Here is an 18,132-nt window from a genome sequence, read left to right on the forward strand (position 1 = left end):
CACCCCACACGCATTATCCGTTAAAAAATCCGTAGTATATCGTTAATGGTGACCGCCACCATTAACGCAATCAGCAACCCGGCAAAAACCAGGGTCACCATGGCTTCATGTTCCCGCTTGACCGCTTTACCCCGAACCAACTCAATTAAGTTGAACAGGATCTTGCCACCATCAAGCATGGGAATTGGCAACAAGTTCATGATGCCCAGGTTGATCGACAGGGACGCCATGAAGTACAGAATCGTGTAGATCCCCTCGTGGGAGACCTCACTAGTCATAGTGTAAATGCCCACTGGTCCGGCCAGCTTGTTCAGTGAAAAGCCGCCAAAAATCAACGAGCCGAGCGCCTTAAAAATTTGCTTGGTGATCATACACGGCTGCGTGACCCCATATTTAACGGCGTTCACCACGCCCGTGTTTCGGGAACTATACACCCCCAGAACACCCTGCTTCAGGTGCACGCGTAAGTGTTTCGTGGCCCCATTACGCCGTACGGTCACGGCCACGGTCTTATTTTGATCGTGCTTAATGGCCGCCGCAATGTCGGTAAACTCCGCGACTTTGTGCTGGCCAACCTTCACGATGCGGTCGCTGGCCCGCAAGCCCGCAACGGCGGCACCTGAATGCTGCTCGACACCACCGATCACGTTACTGTTCGACGGCGTACCACCGAAGGCTAGTGCCACCACAAAGAAAGTAACCACCGCCAGCAAAAAGTTGTTCAGCGGCCCCGCAAAGTTGATCAGGATCCGCTGCCATAACGGCGCACTTTGAAACTGAACGTCCTCCGGGGCAATCTGCACCTCCACGCCATCAGCTTCAATGATGGTCGCATCGTGATCCACCCGTAAGGTCCGGGCGTCATCCTCGTCTCCATTCACGTAACCGGTAATGGTGAGCTTGTGCACCAGGTCAATTTTATCCACCACCAGCGGAATACCACCAGTAAGAGTCATCCGGTCACTAGTATTGATGCGTGTCACTTGACCCGCGTCACCCGTCGTAACGGTCACCTGCGTACCGGGCTTGATGTCGACTTCTTCATCTTGCCAGCCGGCCATGCGGACGTACCCACCTAACGGTAATAGGCGTAGGGTGTACGTTGTGTGGTGATGATGGGTACTCAGTAATTTGGGCCCCATCCCGACCGAAAACTCACGGACCAGCACACCAGACCGCTTAGCAAAGAAGAAGTGACCAAACTCGTGCACGATGACGATGGTGCCAAAAATGATGATAAACCAAATGATTGTCACCAGCATGAAACCCCTCCTCGGGAATATCTGCGACCAATCAGGCTTAAACGAAGCCCAACCAGTGAAGCATCGGCAATACGAATAACATACTATCGAACCGGTCCAGGATGCCACCGTGACCCGGCAAGATCTTTCCGGAATCCTTAACCCCGTAGTACCGTTTCAACGCTGATTCCACGAGGTCGCCAAGTTGGCCCCAAATAGATAGGAACAAGGCAATTAGAATCAGGATGGGCAAGCTGTAACCAAAGGTGAAGAATTGCCCGTAAATGGCGGCAAAAATCATCGCCACGATGACGCCGCCGATCGAACCTTCCCAGGTCTTGTTGGGGCTGATGGCCGGCCACAACTTGTGCTTACCGAACGCGCGGCCAAAAATGTAGGCCCCCGAGTCGGTCAACCACACAATCAACATGCCGAACATGAGTAATGCCAGACCACCTTGGTTCCGCGCCACATCGAAGTAATGGAACCCCGTGCCTACGTACAAAATACCCAGCATGGTAACACTAACGTTATCAAAATTGGTTTTGTTCTTGCTCGTCACCGTCAGTAACAGAAGTAGCATCATGAAGATACCCAGCAAGTCTACCCGGCTGAGACCGGTTCGCAAAATCCACTGCAAATATTGATCTGGTGACACCACGACCAACGTGGCCAGGGCCGCCAGTAGGGCTTCCACCGACACGATGATCTTTTTGCGCATGATGAAAATTTCACCGATCCCCACCAGTGCCAAGACGGCCGCCGCTAGATCCACCCAAAACCCACCAGCAATCAGAATGGGAATAAAGATGATGAGGGCGACTACCGCCGTAATTACACGTTGCTTCATTATTGACTTAACCCCTTCTTTTATTTAACTTTGCCAAAGCGCCGGTCACGGGACTGGTATTCGCCCACGGCCGCCGTTAATTCATCAGGGCCAAAATCCGGCCACAATGCGTCCGTAAAAACCATTTCGGTGTACGCCAACTGCCAGAGCAAAAAGTTGGAAATACGTTCCTCACCGCTGGTCCGAATCAATAGATCTGGATCCGCTAATGTACCCAGTGGCGCGGTCATTAACCGGTCGCTCACCGCCTGCATGTCAATTTGGTCCGGTTGCAGCTGCCCCGCCGCTACGTCCGTCGCGATGGCTTGGGTAGCCCGGACGATTTCGTCCCGGCCACCATAATTCAGAGCAAAATTAAGTACCATGCCCGTATTATCGGCCGTATCCCGTACGGCGTTAAGGGTGGCCGTGCGGGTTGACTCGGGTAACCGGTCAATGTTACCCATCACCATGACGCGCACGTTCTGGTCAATCAATTCCGGCACAAACTTATTGAAGAACGTGACCGGCAAACTCATGAGGTACGAGACCTCTTTTTGTGGTCGGCCCCAATTTTCGGTCGAGAACGCGTACAACGTTAGTACCTTCACACCCAGGTCACTAGCTGCACGGGTAATTGTGCGCACATTTTCCATTCCCTGCTTGTGACCGGCAATCCGGGGCAGGTGCCGCTTTTGTGCCCAGCGCCCGTTGCCGTCCATAATGATAGCGACGTGCCGGGGAATCCGCTCCGGATCAACCGTGACACCCGCCGCTTCTTTGGCTTTAAACAAACCAACGCCTCCGTTTCTTAATCAGGTTATATTCTAGCAGAGTCTGCGCGCCCCACCAACCATTAAACCCGATTAATGGGTTCGCGCCAAAAATGAAGATGACCCTAAAGGCACCAACGGCACTTTAGGGTCATCCTGGTAGTGTAGGGGCAAACATGCCACCGCAACACTACCGCATTGCTAATTCAGTTAACCACCGTTAACGTTCAGCGTTACCACTAGCCCTCAGTGATTTCCTTTTCCTTGGCGGCAGCCATGTCGTCGGCGGACTTGGTGGCGTCGTCGGTGATCTTCTGTACGTCCTTCTCGAGACGCCGGAGTTCATCCTCACTAATGTCGCCGTCCTTTTCCTGCTTTTTGAGGCTGTCCATGGCTTCGCGACGCACATTACGGATGGCAATTTTTCCCTGTTCTGCGTGCTTGCCTACTTCTTTGGCCAGCTCCTGACGGGTTTCCGTCGTCAGTTGCGGAATGACCAGGCGAATAACCGAGCCGTCGTTCTGGGGGTTGATCCCCAAGTCGGACTTGAGCAACGCCGTCTCAATGTTCTTCAAGCTGGACTCGTCGTAAGGGCTGATTTGCAGGACTCGTGGTTCCGGAATGGTAATGGCGGACATCTGGGTCAATGGCGTTGGTGCCCCGTAATAATCAACGTTAATTCCCGTTAACAAACTGGCGTTGGCACGACCGGCCCGAATAGAGCCCAAATCGCGCGACAAAGCCTTCAAAGACTTGTCCATCCGGTCCTTGGCATCGTTAATCGCAGCGTTAGCCATTATGATTCTCCTCCTTCAATGGTGGTCCCGACGTTTTCGCCTTTGACCACCCGTTCAATGTTGCCCGGTTCGTTCATGTTAAAGACTACCAACGGAATGTCATTATCCATGGAGAGGGAACTGGCCGTGGTGTCCATCACGTTCAACCCCTTGGCAATAATATCCATGTGGGTCAAGTGGTCGTACTTCACCGCAGTAGCATCCTTGGCCGGGTCAGCAGAGTAGACACCGTCGACCCCATTCTTACCCATCAAGATAACGTCCGCATTAATTTCAGCGGCGCGCAAAGCAGCGGTAGTATCCGTACTAAAGTACGGGTTACCAGTCCCAGCCGAGAAAATCACGACGCGGCCCTTTTCCAGGTGCCGTACGGCCTTCCGGCGAATGTATGGTTCCGCGATCTGCCGCATTTCAATCGAGGTTTGGACTCGCGTTGGCACGTCAATCTGTTCCAACGCGTCCTGGAGGGCCAATCCGTTCATAACGGTGCCCAACATCCCGATGTAATCCGCTTGGGCCCGTTCGATGCCCATTGCAGCGCCAGCTTCACCACGCCACATGTTACCACCACCACAAACGATGGCAATCTGCACACCCAAATCGTGAACGGCCTTGATTTCTTTGGCGATTTTGGCGATGACTGGTGGCTGGATCCCAAAACCGGCATCACCGGCCAGGGCCTCACCACTAATCTTAAGAACGATACGTTTATACTTAACCATGAACAATACTCCTCTATGTTTACTACCAACTAGTTTACCATAGTCCTCGAGACGCGGCCACGTCTACCATTAGGCCTGAGCATGCTTCTTGGCACTGTGACGATCTCCCCGAAAAAGGATCCACACGCCCCAGGGGGGTGACCCATAGTACTACAACCTAGTCAAAATAAAAGCCGCAGCGTCGCCGCCACGGCTATCAAACAATCACTAGTTCTTGATCTGACCCATAACTTCTTCAGCGAAGTCATTGGCCTTCTTTTCGATCCCTTCGCCAACTTCGTAACGGGTGAAGGCTTCCACCGTACCACCCTTGGAAGCAACGAACTTGCCCACGGTCTGGTCAGGATCCTTAACGAATTCCTGGTCAACCAATGAGATTTCGGACAACCACTTGTTCACCCGACCTTCAACGATCCGTGGCACAATCTTTTCTGGCTTGCCCTCGTTCTTAGTTTCTTCAGTGAACACGTCAGTTTCGTGCTGCAGTTCGTCAGCAGGCACGTCATCACGCGTCATGTACTTCGGGTTGATAGCCGCAATGTGCATGGCCACGTCGCGGGCAGTTGCTTCATCGGCACCCTTCAGCGTAACCACCGCCGCAATCTGTGCCCCGTTGTGTAAATATGAACCGAACACTTCGTCGTCACCCTTCTTGATGACGTTGAAGCGACGTAGCTTGATGTTTTCACCAATCACAGCCGTCAATGACTTGGCCGCCATGTCAATCGTGTCGCCACTAGCCATCTTCAAGTTCAAAGCCGCGTCCATGTCGGCTGGCGCGTTGTCAGCAATAACCTGGGCAACTTCCTTAACGAAGCTAGTGAACTCCTTGTTGGACGCAACGTAGTCGGTTTCGGAGTTAACTTCCACGATTGCGGCGACGTTACCCTTAACGGCCACGGCAGCCAAACCTTCGGCAGCGGTGTTACCACTCTTCTTCGCGGCCTTGACCAAGCCACGTTCACGCAAAACGTCAACGGCCTTGTCCATGTCACCGTCAGCCTCAACCAACGCCTTCTTGGCGTCCATCATTCCGGCCTGAGTCTTGTCACGCAATTCCTTTACTTGTGCTGCGGTAATCTTAGCCATAGCTGGCAATCCTCCTTGAGTTTGAAAAAAGCTGCCTGGAGCACCAGGCCCAGACAGCTTATTTAATTACTTAGTTAATATTAGTCCTGAGTGTCAGCAGCGGCTGCGTCAGTAGCTGCGGCATCATCAGTGGCTGCGTCGGCGTTGGCATCGTCAGCGCCCTGTTCTTCACCCTGCTTGCCTTCGATGATAGCGTCAGCCATCGTGGAAGTGATCAGACGAACGGCACGAATCGCGTCATCGTTTGATGGGATGATAACGTCAATGTCATCTGGGTCAGTGTTCGTGTCGACCATGGCAACGATCGGGATGTTCAGCTTGTGGGCTTCAGCAACCGCAATCTTTTCCTTGCGTGGGTCAACGATGAACATAACGTCTGGAATCCGCGGCATGTCTTCGATCCCGCCAAGGAACTTTTCAAGCTTGGCCTGCTGCTTCTTCAGCAAAGCAACTTCCTTCTTTGGCAGACGGTCAAAGGTACCGTCATCAGCCATCCGCTTGATGCTCTTGAGGCGACGGATCCGAGTCTGGATGGTCGTCCAGTTGGTCAAGGTACCACCAAGCCAACGGTGGTTAACGTAGAACTGGCCCGCACGGGTTGCTTCTTCAGCAATGGAGTCCTGAGCCTGCTTCTTAGTACCAACAAACAAGAACACACCGTTGTCGGCCGCAACGTCCTTAACGAAGTTGTAGGCGTCGTCAATCATCTTGACCGTCTTCTGCAGGTCAATGATGTAGATACCATTACGTTCCGTAAAGATGAATGGCTTCATCTTAGGGTTCCAACGACGGGTCTGGTGACCAAAGTGGACACCAGCTTCAAGCAACTGCTTCATGCTTAATACTGACATGATAAATCCTCCATAATATGGTTTGACTTCTTGACGCCATCAACTCACAGGAAGACGCTCGCGCGCACCGATCCTGCAATCCGGCCTCAATGTAAGCTTGTGTTTTGCACACGCATGATAGTATACCCGATAACGCCGCGCTACGCAAGCGTTGACGGCGACAAAGTCTGCCGGTTAGGTTGCTGTGCTCACCACCCACTGTGATCTAGCCCCAGGCCGCACGTTTATCGCTGCCAGTGTGCACCGTGTGCAGCCAAAAAGGCTTCCTTGGCTCGCCGGGATTGGTGTTTGAAGTGCCACTCGGCCGACAAGGCCTCGTGCTGAGTGGCAAATTGCTCAGCGTAAATCAGCGTGACGGGCAACCGTTGCCGCGTATACTTCGCCCCTTTACCCGCATTGTGGGTGGCCACGCGTGCCTGCACGTCGGTCGAATAGCCGCCATAGAATGTATTGTCGGCACACTGCACCACGTAAAAGTAATACGCCGCCCGTGCTTCAGTCATCGAAAATCGCCGCCATTTCGTCCGTATACTGACCGTCCGCCCGGTACACCACAAATGGCGGTAGGATCCGCACCCCGTCTGGCCGGCCAGACCGGATGGCTTCAATGAGCACCATGTTGGCTTCCTTACCGGCCTTGGGGTGAACGAAGCGGATACGTTTGGGTGCCAGGTCAGCGGCGGCTAGCGTCGAGAGCAATTCCACTAGTCGGTCAGGCCGGTGCACGAAGAACGCCTTGCCACCCGTCTTCAATAACCCCGCCGTAATGCGCACGACCGTCGCAAAGTCGGTGGTCAATTCGTGCCGGGCCAACGCCAGCGCGGTATTGGGATTCTGCACGCTACCTGGCTGCACTTTGAAGTATGGTGGGTTGCACGTCACCACGTCGACCGAATCCTTGGAAACCACCGACCAGGTATCCGCCAGGTCGCCCTGAATCACCTGCACGCGGTCATCAAAGCCGTTCAGACTGACGCTCCGCCGTGCCATTGAGGCCAGCTGTGCTTGCAGTTCGACCATCGTCACGTGCACACCCGGGACGCGCCCCGCCACAAATAGGCCGACCGCGCCATTACCGGCAGCGAGATCGACCACTTGGTCCCGGGGGTGCACCACCGCAAAGTCGGCCAATAACACCGCGTCCAGGGAGAAGGCAAACACGCCGGGGCTCTGAATAATTTTGGTACCATCACGCCGTAATTCATCAATACGTTCGTTTGCTGCTAAATCCATTGTTTACTCCTGTCACCCATGCCTACAGATACAACCATCAATGATATAATAATTGTTGACAAGGCGTTTGCGCCTTGACTGACGAAGAAATGAGGCGTTTCCCCGTGTTTTACTCAATCGCCCGCGGCATTGTCCGCGTTGTGGTATGGCTACTGAATGGCAATACCCACTACCAAAATAAGTCCGCGCTGCCTGACGGGCCGTACGTCCTGGTCGGCCCCCACCGTACCTGGTGGGACCCCATTATGTTTGCCCTCGCAGGGGCACCGCGCGATTATATGTTTATGGCCAAAGAAGAATTATTTCATAATCCGATAATACGCTGGATTCTGGTTCATGCCAATGGGTTTCCGGTTAACCGGGCACACCCTGGTCCCAGTGCCATCAAGACGCCGGTCCGGAAATTACGCCAAGGCCAGCTAGCCCTGATTATGTTCCCTAGTGGCTCACGCTACTCCAACGAACTTAAAGGTGGCGCCGTCCTGATTGCCAAGATGGCCCGTGTACCGCTCGTACCAGCTGTTTACCAAGGCCCGCTGCGTTTCCGCGACCTACTGCGCCGCCAGCGGATCACCGTCCGCTTTGGCGACCCCATCCCCATGCTCACAGGCAAACTGGACGACGCCGCACAAAAAGAGATGGGCAACCGGATGCAGAGCGCCTTTGACCAGCTTGACCAAGAGATCGACCCTAATTTTAAATACGTGACGGACACCAAGAAGTACGCCGAAGAAAAAGAGCACGGAGAAGTTTAAGCCCGCACAGACACAAGCGCTTGTTGACCCACCTAATGGGTACAACAAGCGCTTTTTTTGTGCCGGCAGCCGTTAGTCGCGCAAACCTATCCTCGAACTAATCCCTAACCGTGCTATAATCGGACTTAATTGCCAGCTAACGACAACGTAATTTCAACCACATCAGTTTGGAGGAACCAAGTTATGTCTTTCTGGTCCAAAATCTTCCGTAAGCAGGATGTGCACACTGCCGTCCTCGCGGATCATCAACTTGCTCGTACCATGACCACCCGCGACCTCATCGCGCTGGGCATTGGTGCTGTTATTGGTACCGGGATCTTTATTCTACCCGGGACCGTCGCCGCTACCACCGCTGGACCAGGAATCGCGATTTCGTTTATTCTGGCAGCCGTGGTCTGCAGCCTCGCCGCCATGTGTTACGCCGAATTCTCGTCGTCACTACCAATTGCCGGCTCGGCCTACGCCTATGGGAACATTGTATTTGGCCAGATCATCGGTTGGATCATCGGTTGGGCGCTCATTCTGGAGTATATGCTCGCCGTCGCGTCCGTTTCCACCGGCTTTGCGGGTTATTTCAGTAGCTTGCTGTCTGGCTTCGGTATTCACCTGCCTCGCGCTATCAGCGGTGCGTTCGATCCGGCGCACGGTACATACATTAACTTGGTGGCCATCATCGTGGTACTCATCGTCGGCCTAATGCTCAGTCGGGGCATGCAGACGTCAATGGTGGTTTCACGTACCATGGTGCTCATCAAAATTGCCATTATCATCCTGTTTGTCGGCGTCGGGCTGTTTTTCATCCGGCCCGTTAACTGGCACCCCTACATGCCGTTTGGTTTCAAAGGTGTGCTGGGTGGCGCCTCGACCGTGTTCTTCGCCTACCTCGGCTTTGACGCTGTTTCTGCTAGTGCGCCCGAAGTGAAGAAACCGCAGCATACCCTCCCACGTGGGATTATTGGTACGTTGATTATTGCCACCATCTTGTACGTGGCAGTCGCCGTTGTTCTCACCGGGATGGTGAAATACACCCGCTTGGACGTGGCCAACCCCGTGTCCTTTGCCCTGCAGGTCGTGCACCAGCCCCAACTGGCCGGTATTATTGCCATTGGCGCCATGGCCGGCATGTTCACCATGATGTTGACGATGGTCTACAGTTCCAGTCGATTGGTTTACGCCATTGGTCGCGATGGCTTGCTGCCACGGTGGTTTGGCCACGTGCGCAACCAGCTGCCCAACAACTCCTTGTGGGTCGTCACGACCATCATTGCGGTGATGGGTGGCTTCATCCCGCTGGATCAACTTGTGAACCTGGTCAACATTGGGACCCTGATTGCCTTTGCCTTCGTTTCGATTGGCATCATTCCTTTACGGCGCCATGGTGATATCCATAATACGGGCTTCCGGGTTCCCGGTTACCCCGTCGTACCGGTGCTGTCCTTTATCTTCTGCTTGGTGTTCATGAGCCAGCTCAGCAAGGAAACCTGGATGATGAGTGGCATCTGGTTTGCACTGGGCCTGGTTATCTACTTTACCTACGGCTACCGGCACGGTCAGTTACCAACACCGCAATCTCCACAACGTGACCAGTAACATTAAGCGTCCCGTGTGCGCTTGGCTGACCGTACTACCTGGCATCCCCACTTGTTGGGGGTGCCTTTTTTTACACCGCCGCCATTCAGTCTTGACTGATGCTACACACTTAGTTGATTATTGTCGTTTATGCAACAAAAGTAGTAAGATTGAGGAGAATATTTTTTATGGGGAGATGGCAACATGAAGAATGAGCATGATCGTCGCGTTATCCGGACGCAGCATGCCATTAAGCAGGCCTTTGAGGAAATGGTGCTGGCCGATCACGATGGCCATGGTATTTCGGTATCCGAGCTCGCAGCGCACGCCGGTATTAACCGGAAAACCTTCTATCTACATTACGATTCGATCGTAGACCTAGCGGATTCCTACGTAGACGACATCGCGCAGGACCTGATTGCCCGGTTGCGCGTCCACAGCATGGAGGACTACCAAAACAATTGGGAACTCTTCATGCACGTCTTCGACGAATTCTTTACGAGTAACCGTGAATTCTACACGTACGTTATGACCAGCGGCGAGTATAGCTTCCTGGCGCGGCGCGTACAGCACGAACTGACCACGTTTTTACAGGATGAACTAGTCACCCAGGTGCACCAGGACAGCGGTGAAGCGGCCCTGATCGCCAACTTCATCGTTTCCAACATGATGTTGATGGTACGCATCCACGCGGCTGGCACCACCACCATGAGCGTAGCGGACATTCGCGACTGGTTAATGAAGCTGATGGTGGGCGGGCTGACCGGTGCGGGGCTCGTCAAGCAGCCAGAACAGCAACCTTTGAACTAATAAGTAACTACGGACCACAAAAGCGGACCACCACCGGGTGATCCGCTTTTACTATGGGGGTACGGGGGTACGCATCCTAGTCGAGGTGCTCACGTCCTGTTTGTAATTCATACATGTCGTAATAACGACCCTTTTGGGCAATCAATTCATCGTGGGTGCCCCGTTCAACGATGCGCCCCGCATCCAGTACCAGAATGAGGTTAGCATCCTTGATGGTTGACAGTCGGTGGGCAATGGCAATGGTGGTCCGCCCCTGCCGCAGCCGGTGTAACCCCTCCTGAATGAGGTTCTCGGTCTCAGTATCGATGTTGGCCGTAGCCTCATCAAGCACTAGTACCTTAGGGTCGGTCACCACGGTCCGGGCAAAGGAGATCAGCTGCCGCTGACCAGAACTAAACTGGCTGCCACCTTCAATCACCTTGGCGTGGTAGCCGCCCGGTAACTGTTCAATAAAACCGTCCGCCTGCACAAACTTAGCAGCGGCTTCAACCTGGGCGTCAGTAATATCTTTGTTATACAGACGAATGTTGCTACTAATATCACCATAAAACATAAACGAATCCTGCAGTACCAGCCCAATTTTGCGCCGCAGTTCCGCGGCCGGGTAGTCCCGAATATCCACGTCGTCAATCAAGACCTGACCCTGACCGAACTCGTAGAAGCGCATCATGACGTTAATAATGGAGCTCTTCCCGCTACCGGTATGTCCAACCAGGGCCACTGTTTCACCGGGATTGGCCACAAAGCTAATGTCATGCAAAATTTCGTGTTCACCGTCATAAGCAAAGCTGACATGGCGGAATTCAATTTTGCCCTGCTGCATGACCGCGTGCGCACCAGGATTTTGTGCCGGGGCGTACTCCTTACTATCCAGGATGTGGAAGATACGGCTGCCCGCAACCACCCCATCCTGCAGGAAGGTCAGGTTATCCATCATGTTGGTCATCGGGTTAAAGAAGTTCTGCACGTAAGTGGTAAACGCGTAGACCATTCCTGCAGCCACAAAGCTGTGCAACGAGGTGACCCCAAATGCGGCCAGTACCACCACCAACGCCAGGCTGTACAGAAAACTGATCATGGAGCCGAGGAACACACTGTTGGTACGGATCATCATCCGCCGCGAACGCAAGTAATCCGAGTTGATTTCTTCAAATTCATCGCTGATCCGGTGCTCTTGCCGGAATTGCTGAATAATCTGAATACCCTCAATTGATTCATTGAGCTTAGTGTTCAGTTCTGATAACCGTTCCCGCATGTGCCGGTAAACGCGGCTGGCAAAGTGATTGTAGTACCACACCACAAACATCAGGATGGGCAAAAAAATCAGTACGAGAGCCGCTACTTTGGGGGCCATCACCATCATCGTGACAAACGAAGTGACGATGCTGGTCAAACCCACGAGTACCGTCAGCCAAACGTTCGCAAAATCTGCAAAGGTCATCGTGTCATTAGTCACCCGTGATACGATCGAACCGGCAGGCGTCTGGTCAAAGTAACGCATGCCCAACTGGTGCAGCTTGGCGAACAGTTGCCGCCGGGCATCTTCTAGGCCCCGCTCACTGCCCATTTGAAACAGAAACGACTGGAAAAACTGGGTGAAGGCCTTGATAATCGTGCCCATACCGTAGAGGCTTGCTACTCCCAGAATAACGGCCGTGGTCGCGGACATGTTCCGCAAGTAGCGGTCCATGTATTCTTGCAGAATGAACGGCAAGGCAATATTCATGGCGGACATGCCAATCACACCGACGATGGCGCACCCAAACTGCCGCTTGTACGGTTTGGCGTACGTAAACATTCGGCGAATTATTTTAAATTGTTCCCGCGCGGGGATACTTTGCGACCATGCCGACTGGTATTGATCCTTATCCGGCATCAGTGTCACCCCCTTCAACCTTGTTCGCTAATTGTTGCAACGACCACATTTGTGCGTACCAACCGTGGTTAGCTAGCAGCTGTGCGTGCGTCCCCCGCTCGATAATGCGCCCACCGTCCATGACAATGATTTGGTCGGCGTGCATCACGGAGCTGAGGCGGTGCGCCGCAATGATTGTGGTCTTGTTTGCCCGGTCCGTCTGCATGTGGTCCAGAATTTCTTCCTCCGTACGCGCATCGACCGCCGACAGCGCATCATCAAGGATCAGCAATTCGGGCCCGCCAATAACGGCCCGGGCGATGGCCAAACGCTGTTTTTGCCCACCGGATAGGCTGACCCCATGTTCACCAACCACCGTGTGGTAACCCTCCGGAAAGCCCAGAATGTCATCGTGCACCGCGCTAGTACGCGCCGCTGCTTCTACCGCCGCCGCACTCTCGTTGTAAGCACTGAAGCGGATATTATTCCCCACGGTGGTGGAGAACAGGAAGTTGTCCTGCGGTACGTAGCCGATAGCGTCCAACAATGCGTCCAGTGAGTAAGCCCGAATATCGTGGCCACCAAACTCGATCACGCCATCATAGTGGTCAAATTCGCGCATCAAGAGCTTAAAAATCGTACTCTTGCCTGCACCAACACGCCCAACAATCCCCAACGTCTGGCCAGCGTGCAGCGTAAAGTGTACGTCAACCAACGCGGCGTGATCATCACCGGGGTAAGTAAATTTGTTGATGGCATAGCGGATGTCGCCCGCGGCCGGCGTCGTGATTGGCTGCGGTGCTTCCACCACGGCACTCTTTTCCGCCAGCAACTTTTCTACGCGGTCATAACTGGCGTTCCCCCGCTCCAGAATGTTGAACAGGCGGCCAATGGCAAACATGGGCCAGACCAACGCGGCGACGTACGCCACGAAGGAGACCAACTGGCCGATGGTGATCTGCCGCTGCATGACGAGATAGCCACCAAACACAATCGTAATCAGGTACGTGATACCCATGATCAACGTCGTGGTGGGATCAAACAACGCGTCGATCATGTTCACGCGCCGGTTGATTTTGATCGTCCGGTCAACGATGTTATTAAAGTCCTCAGTGTCCTCTTTGTCCTGGCCAAACGTTTTGATGACCTTGATGCCCGTCACCGATTCCTGGGTCTTGTCGTTCAACCGGGAAAAAGCCGCCTGCGACTCAATAAAGGCGTCGTGTAGGCGCCGCCCCAGTTTCCGGGCCATCACGGCCAGTAATGGCATCGGCAAAATCGCCACCAGGGTCAGGCGCCAATCAACGACCAGTACCATCGCGATCAAAGTCGTACCCCCGGTCAAGAACGAGTCAAAGAGGGTCAGGATACCACCACCAGCAACGTTTTGAATCGCGTTCAGGTCGTTGGTTGCGTGGGCCATCAAGTCCCCCGTGCGGTGACGCTGATAAAACGTCGTGTCCATCCGCATAAAGTGCCAAAACAAGCGCGTCCGCAATGTCCGCTCCAGTGTGGCCGCCCCACCCCAGATGTGGGTCCGCCAACCATACCGAAAGAGGAACTGCAGGATGGCGGCAACCAGCAAGACACCCAGCCATAGTAGTAATTTGGCCGCCGTGACGGTGTGATCGTTCATCGCGTCAACCATGGTCCCAATAATTTTCGGTGGCACCAGGTTCATGAGTGAGGTCATAAACAGGGCCAGAATACCCACTGCGTAGTTACGTCGCTGTGCGCGGAAAAACCACCCCAAGCGTTTAAAGATACCCAACTGCATCAACTCCTCTCCATCACGTACATCAATTAAGCAAGTGTATAGCGGGTTAAAAATAAATTCAAGACTTAAAACAAAATTAAAATGTCATTAGTTTTTGGTCACGGGCCCACACGTCAATCCGTTTGGGCGAGCCATAGCCCCAACCGCCACCCTACTGCCGCCGGCGTATAATGAGGGTGCGGACGTTAGTTGCACCACTAGAGGAGGCCACCATGATGTTCTCATTACAAAACGCCATTGATCAGGCTAATCACGTGTGTTTTATGACCGGGGCCGGCGTTTCGACTGCTTCGGGGATTCCCGATTTTAGGTCCCCCACCGGCATCTACAGCCAACACCCGGAATATTCCTTGTCGGCTGATAATCTGCGGGACCATCCGGCCGCTTTTCACGACTTCATGATCCACCACATGTACTACCCCCAAGCCCAGCCAAACATCATTCACCGCCAGATGGCGGCTATTACCAACCGTAAAGGCACGGTCGTGACGCAAAACATTGACGGGCTCGATCGGCAAGCCGGGACCAAGCACCTGGTCGAATTTCATGGGAACGAATACGACCTGTACTGCACCCAGTGCGGTCAGCCGTTCACACTGGCGGAGTACCAGCAAAGTTATATTCACCAAACGGACCACGGCCTGATTCGTCCCCGGATCGTGTTGTACGGCGAACCCATTGACGAACAGGTGGTACAAGCTGCCATCCAGGCTATTACCGCTGCCGACCTCATTGTGGTTGTCGGCACCAGTCTGGCAGTGTACCCGTTTGCCGGATTGATTCAATACGCTGGCGCTAACGCGGTCATTGCCGCGGTCAACCGCACGCCATTGCCCTTGCCAGCGGGTGGGCACATGATTATCGGCGACGCCACTGAGGTGTTTGCCGCCCTGCAGTGACCCCCACGACCCACAAAAAGGCGCTGATTATTCCTCACGGAATCGTCAGCGCCTTTGCTTGTTCATGATGCGGTACCAGACTACTTGTTGCTACGCTTTTGCGCCTGCTTCATCTGGTTCATCATCTGGTTGAGCTTCTTGGCGGATGGCTTCTGCCCCATCTGCATCATCATGGTGCGCATCATTTCTTCGTTAATTGGCGGGTTGTCCTGGAAGTACTTCTTCATATACGCACGCGCACCGAAGAAACCACCAATCAAACCAACAATAGCACCAATAACAATTCCTAAGATCAACATACCAATCATGCCGGTAAATCCTCCCCACAGTCGATGAATGACTTAAGCTTACCATAGTTGGGCCCAAGTTTGACCAAAAAAAGGCGACCGGAACGGTCGCCTCGAAACAGCTTTAACGACGCTTTTCGCGAATACGAGCTGCCTTCCCACGCAGTGCGCGCAGGTAGTAAAGCTTGGCGCGACGGACGGCACCGTGACGAACAACCTCAATCTTCTCAACCCGTGGTGAGTGGAGTGGGAAAGTACGTTCAACGCCGACCCCGTTTGAAATCTTACGCACCGTGTAAGTAGCGGAGATACCAACGCCGTGGCGCTTAATAACGACACCTTCAAACAGTTGGATACGTTCGCGGTCGCCTTCGACGATCCGGGCGTAAACACGCAACGTGTCACCAGGACGGAAGTCAGGAACGTCATCCCGCAACTGGGACTTAGTAATATCACTAATCAATTGATTCATAGTTCTTTCTCCTTTGCCGACATTCAATAACCACCCTCTGTGACCAGCGGAATATCGTTGTTAGTGGCGTACCACAATGGTTAAGTCTACCATCTGCATCCGCGGCTGTAAAGGGGCACACCTTGGCAAATACCCCTAGACCTCCGGATGAACATCATCATGAGTATCATCGCTGGCTTGCAGCCGGGCCGCCGCCTGTTTGGTGGCTTCTTCACCACGCACCTCACGCAGCAACTTCTGCGCCTCCGTGCTTAGCGTCAACCCCGTGAGTAGGTCTGGCCGTCGTAAGTATGTCCGGCGTAAACTCTCCTTCAGTCGCCACCGGTTAATTAACTGGTGGTTACCATTTTGCAAGACTTCAGGCACACGCATGCCCCGGTATTCCGCCGGTCGCGTGTACTGGGGATATTCCAGTAACCCATTTTGGAAACTATCGGTTTCGGGGGACACGGAGTTGCCCAAAACCCCGGGCACAAGGCGCGCTGTGGCGTCAATCATGGCCATCGACGCAATTTCGCCGCCCGTGAGCACAAAGTCGCCGAGTGAGAACTCGTCGGTCACGAGCGTCCGGATACGCTCATCGTACCCTTCATAATGCCCACAAATAAAGACCAGGTGTTGCTCATGTGCCAAATCATCGGCGGCAGCCTGGTTGAACTGCTTACCCGCTGGATCGAGCAGGATGACCCGTTTAGGGCCCGAATCCTGCGCGTTCACCGCGTCCATGGCCTCAAACAGTGGGTCGGGCTTGAGTAACATCCCGGCACCCCCACCATAAGGCGTATCGTCCACGTGCTGATGCTTATCGTGCGTATACTGCCGAAAGTTGATCAAGTTCAAGTCAAGCAACCCGTCCTCCACGGCTTTGCCAATAAGCGATTGCGTCAACGGGGCAAACATCTCGGGAAATAGCGTTAGTACATCAATTTGCATCTTCTGGATCCAACCCTTCTGGTACGTCAACAATGACCTGTTGGTGCGTCAAATCAACGTTCAACATCACCGAGTGCAGGTATGGTAACAACAAGTCTTGGTGCCCGGGACGATCCACCACCCACACATCGTTGGCACCAGGACTGAGAATTTCTCGCACGGTACCAATGGTGTGGCCGTCAGTATCAACGACGGTTAGACCAATCACATCTTTGTACATAAACTCATCGTCTTCGAGCTCAACGTCAGGCGTGCCAGTAGCCCCCAGCATGGCGCCTTTGAACGGCAGCACCTGGTTGATATCGTCGTAGCCCCGGAACGTCAATAACGGCAACCCTTTGTGAATGCGGACGCTGGCAATCGTCACCGTCACCGGCGGGGTGGTCAAAACTACCAACTCAGCGCCTGCAGCAAAACGTTGGGCGGCAAAGTCGGTGTTGGGCATCACCTTCACCTCACCACGGATTCCGTGGGTATTGACAATTTTACCTACGTGTAAGTATGCAGACATATTTTCTCCTCGTCACCAAAGTGGTGAAAAAGGGGCCAGGACATTGTCCCGACCCCACTGTATCAGTTTACATGCGCTCTATGCATCGACCACGTTAAGCCGTACCCGTTTAGAATACGGACTCTTAGCGGCATACACCACCGTGCGAATAGCACGAATAACCTGGCCACCGCGACCAATCACGGCACCAATATCGTGGGCATCCACGGTGAGGTCAAACACCATAAACCGTTCTTCTTCACGTCGCGTGATCTGAACCGCATCGGGATTGTGCACCAGCGGTACAACTAAATCACGGATCAACGATTCAATTGAGACCATGATTACTTACTGTAGCGTGCTTCGTGATACTTCTTCATGATACCCTGGGCGGACAGCAAAGTCCGAACAGTATCTGAAGGCTGAGCACCCTTCTGCAGCCAGTTGAAGACAGAGTCTTCGTCCAACTTAACCGTAACGGGTTCAGTCAATGGGTTGTAGTAACCAACCTCTTCGATGAACCGGCCGTCACGAGGTGAGCGGCTGTCGGAAACGACGATACGGTAGAATGGGTTCTTCTTGGAACCCATGCGCTTCAAGCGAATCTTTACAGACATGTGTATTATCCTCCTACTAATTCTTAACAAGCAATAGTGTACCAGACGTAGAGAACGGTGTAAAGGTTTTTTTCTTTACGGCAGAAAATGACGCCCCGCGGGAAGAACGCGAGAACGTAAGTGCAGGCTAGTG

The 18,132-nt window shown here is 53.6% G+C and carries 21 protein-coding genes; 4 read left to right on the plus strand and 17 right to left on the minus strand.

The annotated features are described in order from the left end of the window. Positions 1 to 20 precede the first annotated feature (20 nt). The 9 genes from rseP to FD19_RS02470 form a co-directional block, all read right to left on the minus strand. Positions 21 to 1,259, minus strand: coding sequence for an RIP metalloprotease RseP (gene rseP / locus FD19_RS02430; RefSeq protein ID WP_082619492.1), 1,239 nt, complete (start codon positions 1,257 to 1,259; stop codon positions 21 to 23). Between the two features lie 40 nt (positions 1,260 to 1,299). Further along, complete coding sequence (locus FD19_RS02435; RefSeq protein WP_054749488.1) at positions 1,300 to 2,091, minus strand: phosphatidate cytidylyltransferase; 792 nt, start codon at positions 2,089 to 2,091, stop codon at positions 1,300 to 1,302. Positions 2,092 to 2,111: 20 nt separating this feature from the next. Beyond that, positions 2,112 to 2,792: an isoprenyl transferase gene (locus FD19_RS02440; RefSeq protein WP_156639605.1), complete on the minus strand. Its 681-nt coding sequence runs from the start codon at positions 2,790 to 2,792 to the stop codon at positions 2,112 to 2,114. A 290-nt stretch (positions 2,793 to 3,082) separates the two neighbouring features. Further along, positions 3,083 to 3,640 carry a ribosome recycling factor gene (frr, locus tag FD19_RS02445; RefSeq protein ID WP_056969041.1) on the minus strand — a complete coding sequence of 186 codons (558 nt, stop codon included), beginning with the start codon at positions 3,638 to 3,640 and terminating at the stop codon, positions 3,083 to 3,085. Beyond that, positions 3,640 to 4,362 carry a UMP kinase gene (pyrH, locus tag FD19_RS02450; protein WP_054749490.1) on the minus strand — a complete coding sequence of 241 codons (723 nt, stop codon included), beginning with the start codon at positions 4,360 to 4,362 and terminating at the stop codon, positions 3,640 to 3,642. Before pyrH ends, frr begins: the two co-directional genes overlap by 1 nt. Positions 4,363 to 4,569: 207 nt before the next feature. Then, positions 4,570 to 5,451 carry a translation elongation factor Ts gene (gene tsf / locus FD19_RS02455; protein ID WP_054749491.1) on the minus strand — a complete coding sequence of 294 codons (882 nt, stop codon included), beginning with the start codon at positions 5,449 to 5,451 and terminating at the stop codon, positions 4,570 to 4,572. Between the two features lie 80 nt (positions 5,452 to 5,531). Beyond that, positions 5,532 to 6,302, minus strand: coding sequence for a 30S ribosomal protein S2 (rpsB, locus tag FD19_RS02460; protein ID WP_056969042.1), 771 nt, complete (start codon positions 6,300 to 6,302; stop codon positions 5,532 to 5,534). 224 nt (positions 6,303 to 6,526) lie between these two features. Beyond that, positions 6,527 to 6,805, minus strand: a complete 279-nt coding sequence (locus FD19_RS02465) for a GIY-YIG nuclease family protein (protein WP_054749493.1) — start codon at positions 6,803 to 6,805, stop codon at positions 6,527 to 6,529. Next, positions 6,798 to 7,535, minus strand: coding sequence for a tRNA1(Val) (adenine(37)-N6)-methyltransferase (locus tag FD19_RS02470; protein ID WP_054749494.1), 738 nt, complete (start codon positions 7,533 to 7,535; stop codon positions 6,798 to 6,800). The genes FD19_RS02465 and FD19_RS02470 overlap by 8 nt, the downstream gene beginning before the upstream one ends. 104 nt (positions 7,536 to 7,639) lie before the next feature. Between FD19_RS02470 and FD19_RS02475 the strand changes: the two genes are divergently transcribed. From FD19_RS02475 to FD19_RS02485, 3 genes are all read left to right on the plus strand, one after another. Beyond that, positions 7,640 to 8,290, plus strand: a complete 651-nt coding sequence (locus FD19_RS02475) for a lysophospholipid acyltransferase family protein (RefSeq protein WP_054749495.1) — start codon at positions 7,640 to 7,642, stop codon at positions 8,288 to 8,290. Between the two features lie 183 nt (positions 8,291 to 8,473). Then, positions 8,474 to 9,880, plus strand: coding sequence for an APC family permease (locus FD19_RS02480; RefSeq protein ID WP_056969043.1), 1,407 nt, complete (start codon positions 8,474 to 8,476; stop codon positions 9,878 to 9,880). Between the two features lie 183 nt (positions 9,881 to 10,063). Continuing rightward, the gene (locus FD19_RS02485) at positions 10,064 to 10,669 is read left to right on the plus strand and encodes a TetR/AcrR family transcriptional regulator (protein WP_056969044.1); all 606 of its coding nucleotides are present in this window, start codon (positions 10,064 to 10,066) and stop codon (positions 10,667 to 10,669) included. Between the two features lie 76 nt (positions 10,670 to 10,745). Here FD19_RS02485 and FD19_RS02490 read toward each other — a convergent pair whose 3' ends face one another. Beyond that, the gene (locus tag FD19_RS02490; RefSeq protein ID WP_056969045.1) at positions 10,746 to 12,545 is read right to left on the minus strand and encodes an ABC transporter ATP-binding protein; all 1,800 of its coding nucleotides are present in this window, start codon (positions 12,543 to 12,545) and stop codon (positions 10,746 to 10,748) included. Beyond that, positions 12,535 to 14,295: an ABC transporter ATP-binding protein gene (locus FD19_RS02495; RefSeq protein WP_056969149.1), complete on the minus strand. Its 1,761-nt coding sequence runs from the start codon at positions 14,293 to 14,295 to the stop codon at positions 12,535 to 12,537. Before FD19_RS02495 ends, FD19_RS02490 begins: the two co-directional genes overlap by 11 nt. 221 nt (positions 14,296 to 14,516) lie before the next feature. On the opposite strand from FD19_RS02495, the gene FD19_RS02500 reads away from it, so the two are divergent. Next, on the plus strand, positions 14,517 to 15,200 hold the full coding sequence (locus FD19_RS02500) for an NAD-dependent protein deacylase (protein ID WP_054749497.1): 684 nt from the start codon (positions 14,517 to 14,519) through the stop codon (positions 15,198 to 15,200). Positions 15,201 to 15,280: 80 nt separating this feature from the next. On the opposite strand, the gene FD19_RS02505 is transcribed toward FD19_RS02500, so the two are convergent. The 6 genes from FD19_RS02505 to rpsP all read right to left on the minus strand — a co-directional run bounded on the left by FD19_RS02505 (position 15,281) and on the right by rpsP (position 17,999). Beyond that, complete coding sequence (locus tag FD19_RS02505) at positions 15,281 to 15,508, minus strand: YneF family protein (RefSeq protein WP_054749498.1); 228 nt, start codon at positions 15,506 to 15,508, stop codon at positions 15,281 to 15,283. Between the two features lie 103 nt (positions 15,509 to 15,611). Beyond that, positions 15,612 to 15,959 carry a 50S ribosomal protein L19 gene (gene rplS, locus FD19_RS02510; RefSeq protein WP_054749499.1) on the minus strand — a complete coding sequence of 116 codons (348 nt, stop codon included), beginning with the start codon at positions 15,957 to 15,959 and terminating at the stop codon, positions 15,612 to 15,614. Positions 15,960 to 16,094: 135 nt separating this feature from the next. Then, positions 16,095 to 16,892 (minus strand): tRNA (guanosine(37)-N1)-methyltransferase TrmD, encoded by a 798-nt coding sequence (trmD, locus tag FD19_RS02515; RefSeq protein WP_056969046.1) that lies wholly within the window; start codon positions 16,890 to 16,892, stop codon positions 16,095 to 16,097. Then, positions 16,882 to 17,403, minus strand: a complete 522-nt coding sequence (rimM, locus tag FD19_RS02520; protein ID WP_054749500.1) for a ribosome maturation factor RimM — start codon at positions 17,401 to 17,403, stop codon at positions 16,882 to 16,884. Before rimM ends, trmD begins: the two co-directional genes overlap by 11 nt. 78 nt (positions 17,404 to 17,481) lie before the next feature. Next, the gene (locus tag FD19_RS02525) at positions 17,482 to 17,724 is read right to left on the minus strand and encodes a KH domain-containing protein (RefSeq protein ID WP_054749501.1); all 243 of its coding nucleotides are present in this window, start codon (positions 17,722 to 17,724) and stop codon (positions 17,482 to 17,484) included. 2 nt (positions 17,725 to 17,726) lie between these two features. Further along, complete coding sequence (rpsP, locus tag FD19_RS02530; protein ID WP_054749502.1) at positions 17,727 to 17,999, minus strand: 30S ribosomal protein S16; 273 nt, start codon at positions 17,997 to 17,999, stop codon at positions 17,727 to 17,729. Between the last annotated feature and the right edge of the window lie 133 nt (positions 18,000 to 18,132).

The organism is Lacticaseibacillus thailandensis DSM 22698 = JCM 13996 (assembly GCF_001436135.1).
Classification (GTDB): domain Bacteria; phylum Bacillota; class Bacilli; order Lactobacillales; family Lactobacillaceae; genus Lacticaseibacillus; species Lacticaseibacillus thailandensis.

What these genes read in the sequence shown, in the direction of transcription:
- FD19_RS02440 (WP_156639605.1), bottom strand. Translation starts at nt 2,792, where the DNA reads ATGGACGGCAACGGGCGCTGGGCACAAAAGCGGCACCTGCCCCGGATT.
- rimM (WP_054749500.1), bottom strand. Translation starts at nt 17,403, where the DNA reads ATGTCTGCATACTTACACGTAGGTAAAATTGTCAATACCCACGGAATC.
- FD19_RS02470 (WP_054749494.1), bottom strand. Translation starts at nt 7,535, where the DNA reads ATGGATTTAGCAGCAAACGAACGTATTGATGAATTACGGCGTGATGGT.
- FD19_RS02505 (WP_054749498.1), bottom strand. Translation starts at nt 15,508, where the DNA reads ATGATTGGTATGTTGATCTTAGGAATTGTTATTGGTGCTATTGTTGGT.
- tsf (WP_054749491.1), bottom strand. Translation starts at nt 5,451, where the DNA reads ATGGCTAAGATTACCGCAGCACAAGTAAAGGAATTGCGTGACAAGACT.
- FD19_RS02490 (WP_056969045.1), bottom strand. Translation starts at nt 12,545, where the DNA reads ATGCCGGATAAGGATCAATACCAGTCGGCATGGTCGCAAAGTATCCCC.
- FD19_RS02465 (WP_054749493.1), bottom strand. Translation starts at nt 6,805, where the DNA reads ATGACTGAAGCACGGGCGGCGTATTACTTTTACGTGGTGCAGTGTGCC.
- FD19_RS02525 (WP_054749501.1), bottom strand. Translation starts at nt 17,724, where the DNA reads ATGGTCTCAATTGAATCGTTGATCCGTGATTTAGTTGTACCGCTGGTG.
- rpsB (WP_056969042.1), bottom strand. Translation starts at nt 6,302, where the DNA reads ATGTCAGTATTAAGCATGAAGCAGTTGCTTGAAGCTGGTGTCCACTTT.
- rplS (WP_054749499.1), bottom strand. Translation starts at nt 15,959, where the DNA reads ATGAATCAATTGATTAGTGATATTACTAAGTCCCAGTTGCGGGATGAC.
- FD19_RS02435 (WP_054749488.1), bottom strand. Translation starts at nt 2,091, where the DNA reads ATGAAGCAACGTGTAATTACGGCGGTAGTCGCCCTCATCATCTTTATT.
- trmD (WP_056969046.1), bottom strand. Translation starts at nt 16,892, where the DNA reads ATGCAAATTGATGTACTAACGCTATTTCCCGAGATGTTTGCCCCGTTG.
- pyrH (WP_054749490.1), bottom strand. Translation starts at nt 4,362, where the DNA reads ATGGTTAAGTATAAACGTATCGTTCTTAAGATTAGTGGTGAGGCCCTG.
- FD19_RS02500 (WP_054749497.1), top strand. Translation starts at nt 14,517, where the DNA reads ATGTTCTCATTACAAAACGCCATTGATCAGGCTAATCACGTGTGTTTT.
- frr (WP_056969041.1), bottom strand. Translation starts at nt 3,640, where the DNA reads ATGGCTAACGCTGCGATTAACGATGCCAAGGACCGGATGGACAAGTCT.
- rpsP (WP_054749502.1), bottom strand. Translation starts at nt 17,999, where the DNA reads ATGTCTGTAAAGATTCGCTTGAAGCGCATGGGTTCCAAGAAGAACCCA.
- FD19_RS02485 (WP_056969044.1), top strand. Translation starts at nt 10,064, where the DNA reads ATGAAGAATGAGCATGATCGTCGCGTTATCCGGACGCAGCATGCCATT.
- FD19_RS02480 (WP_056969043.1), top strand. Translation starts at nt 8,474, where the DNA reads ATGTCTTTCTGGTCCAAAATCTTCCGTAAGCAGGATGTGCACACTGCC.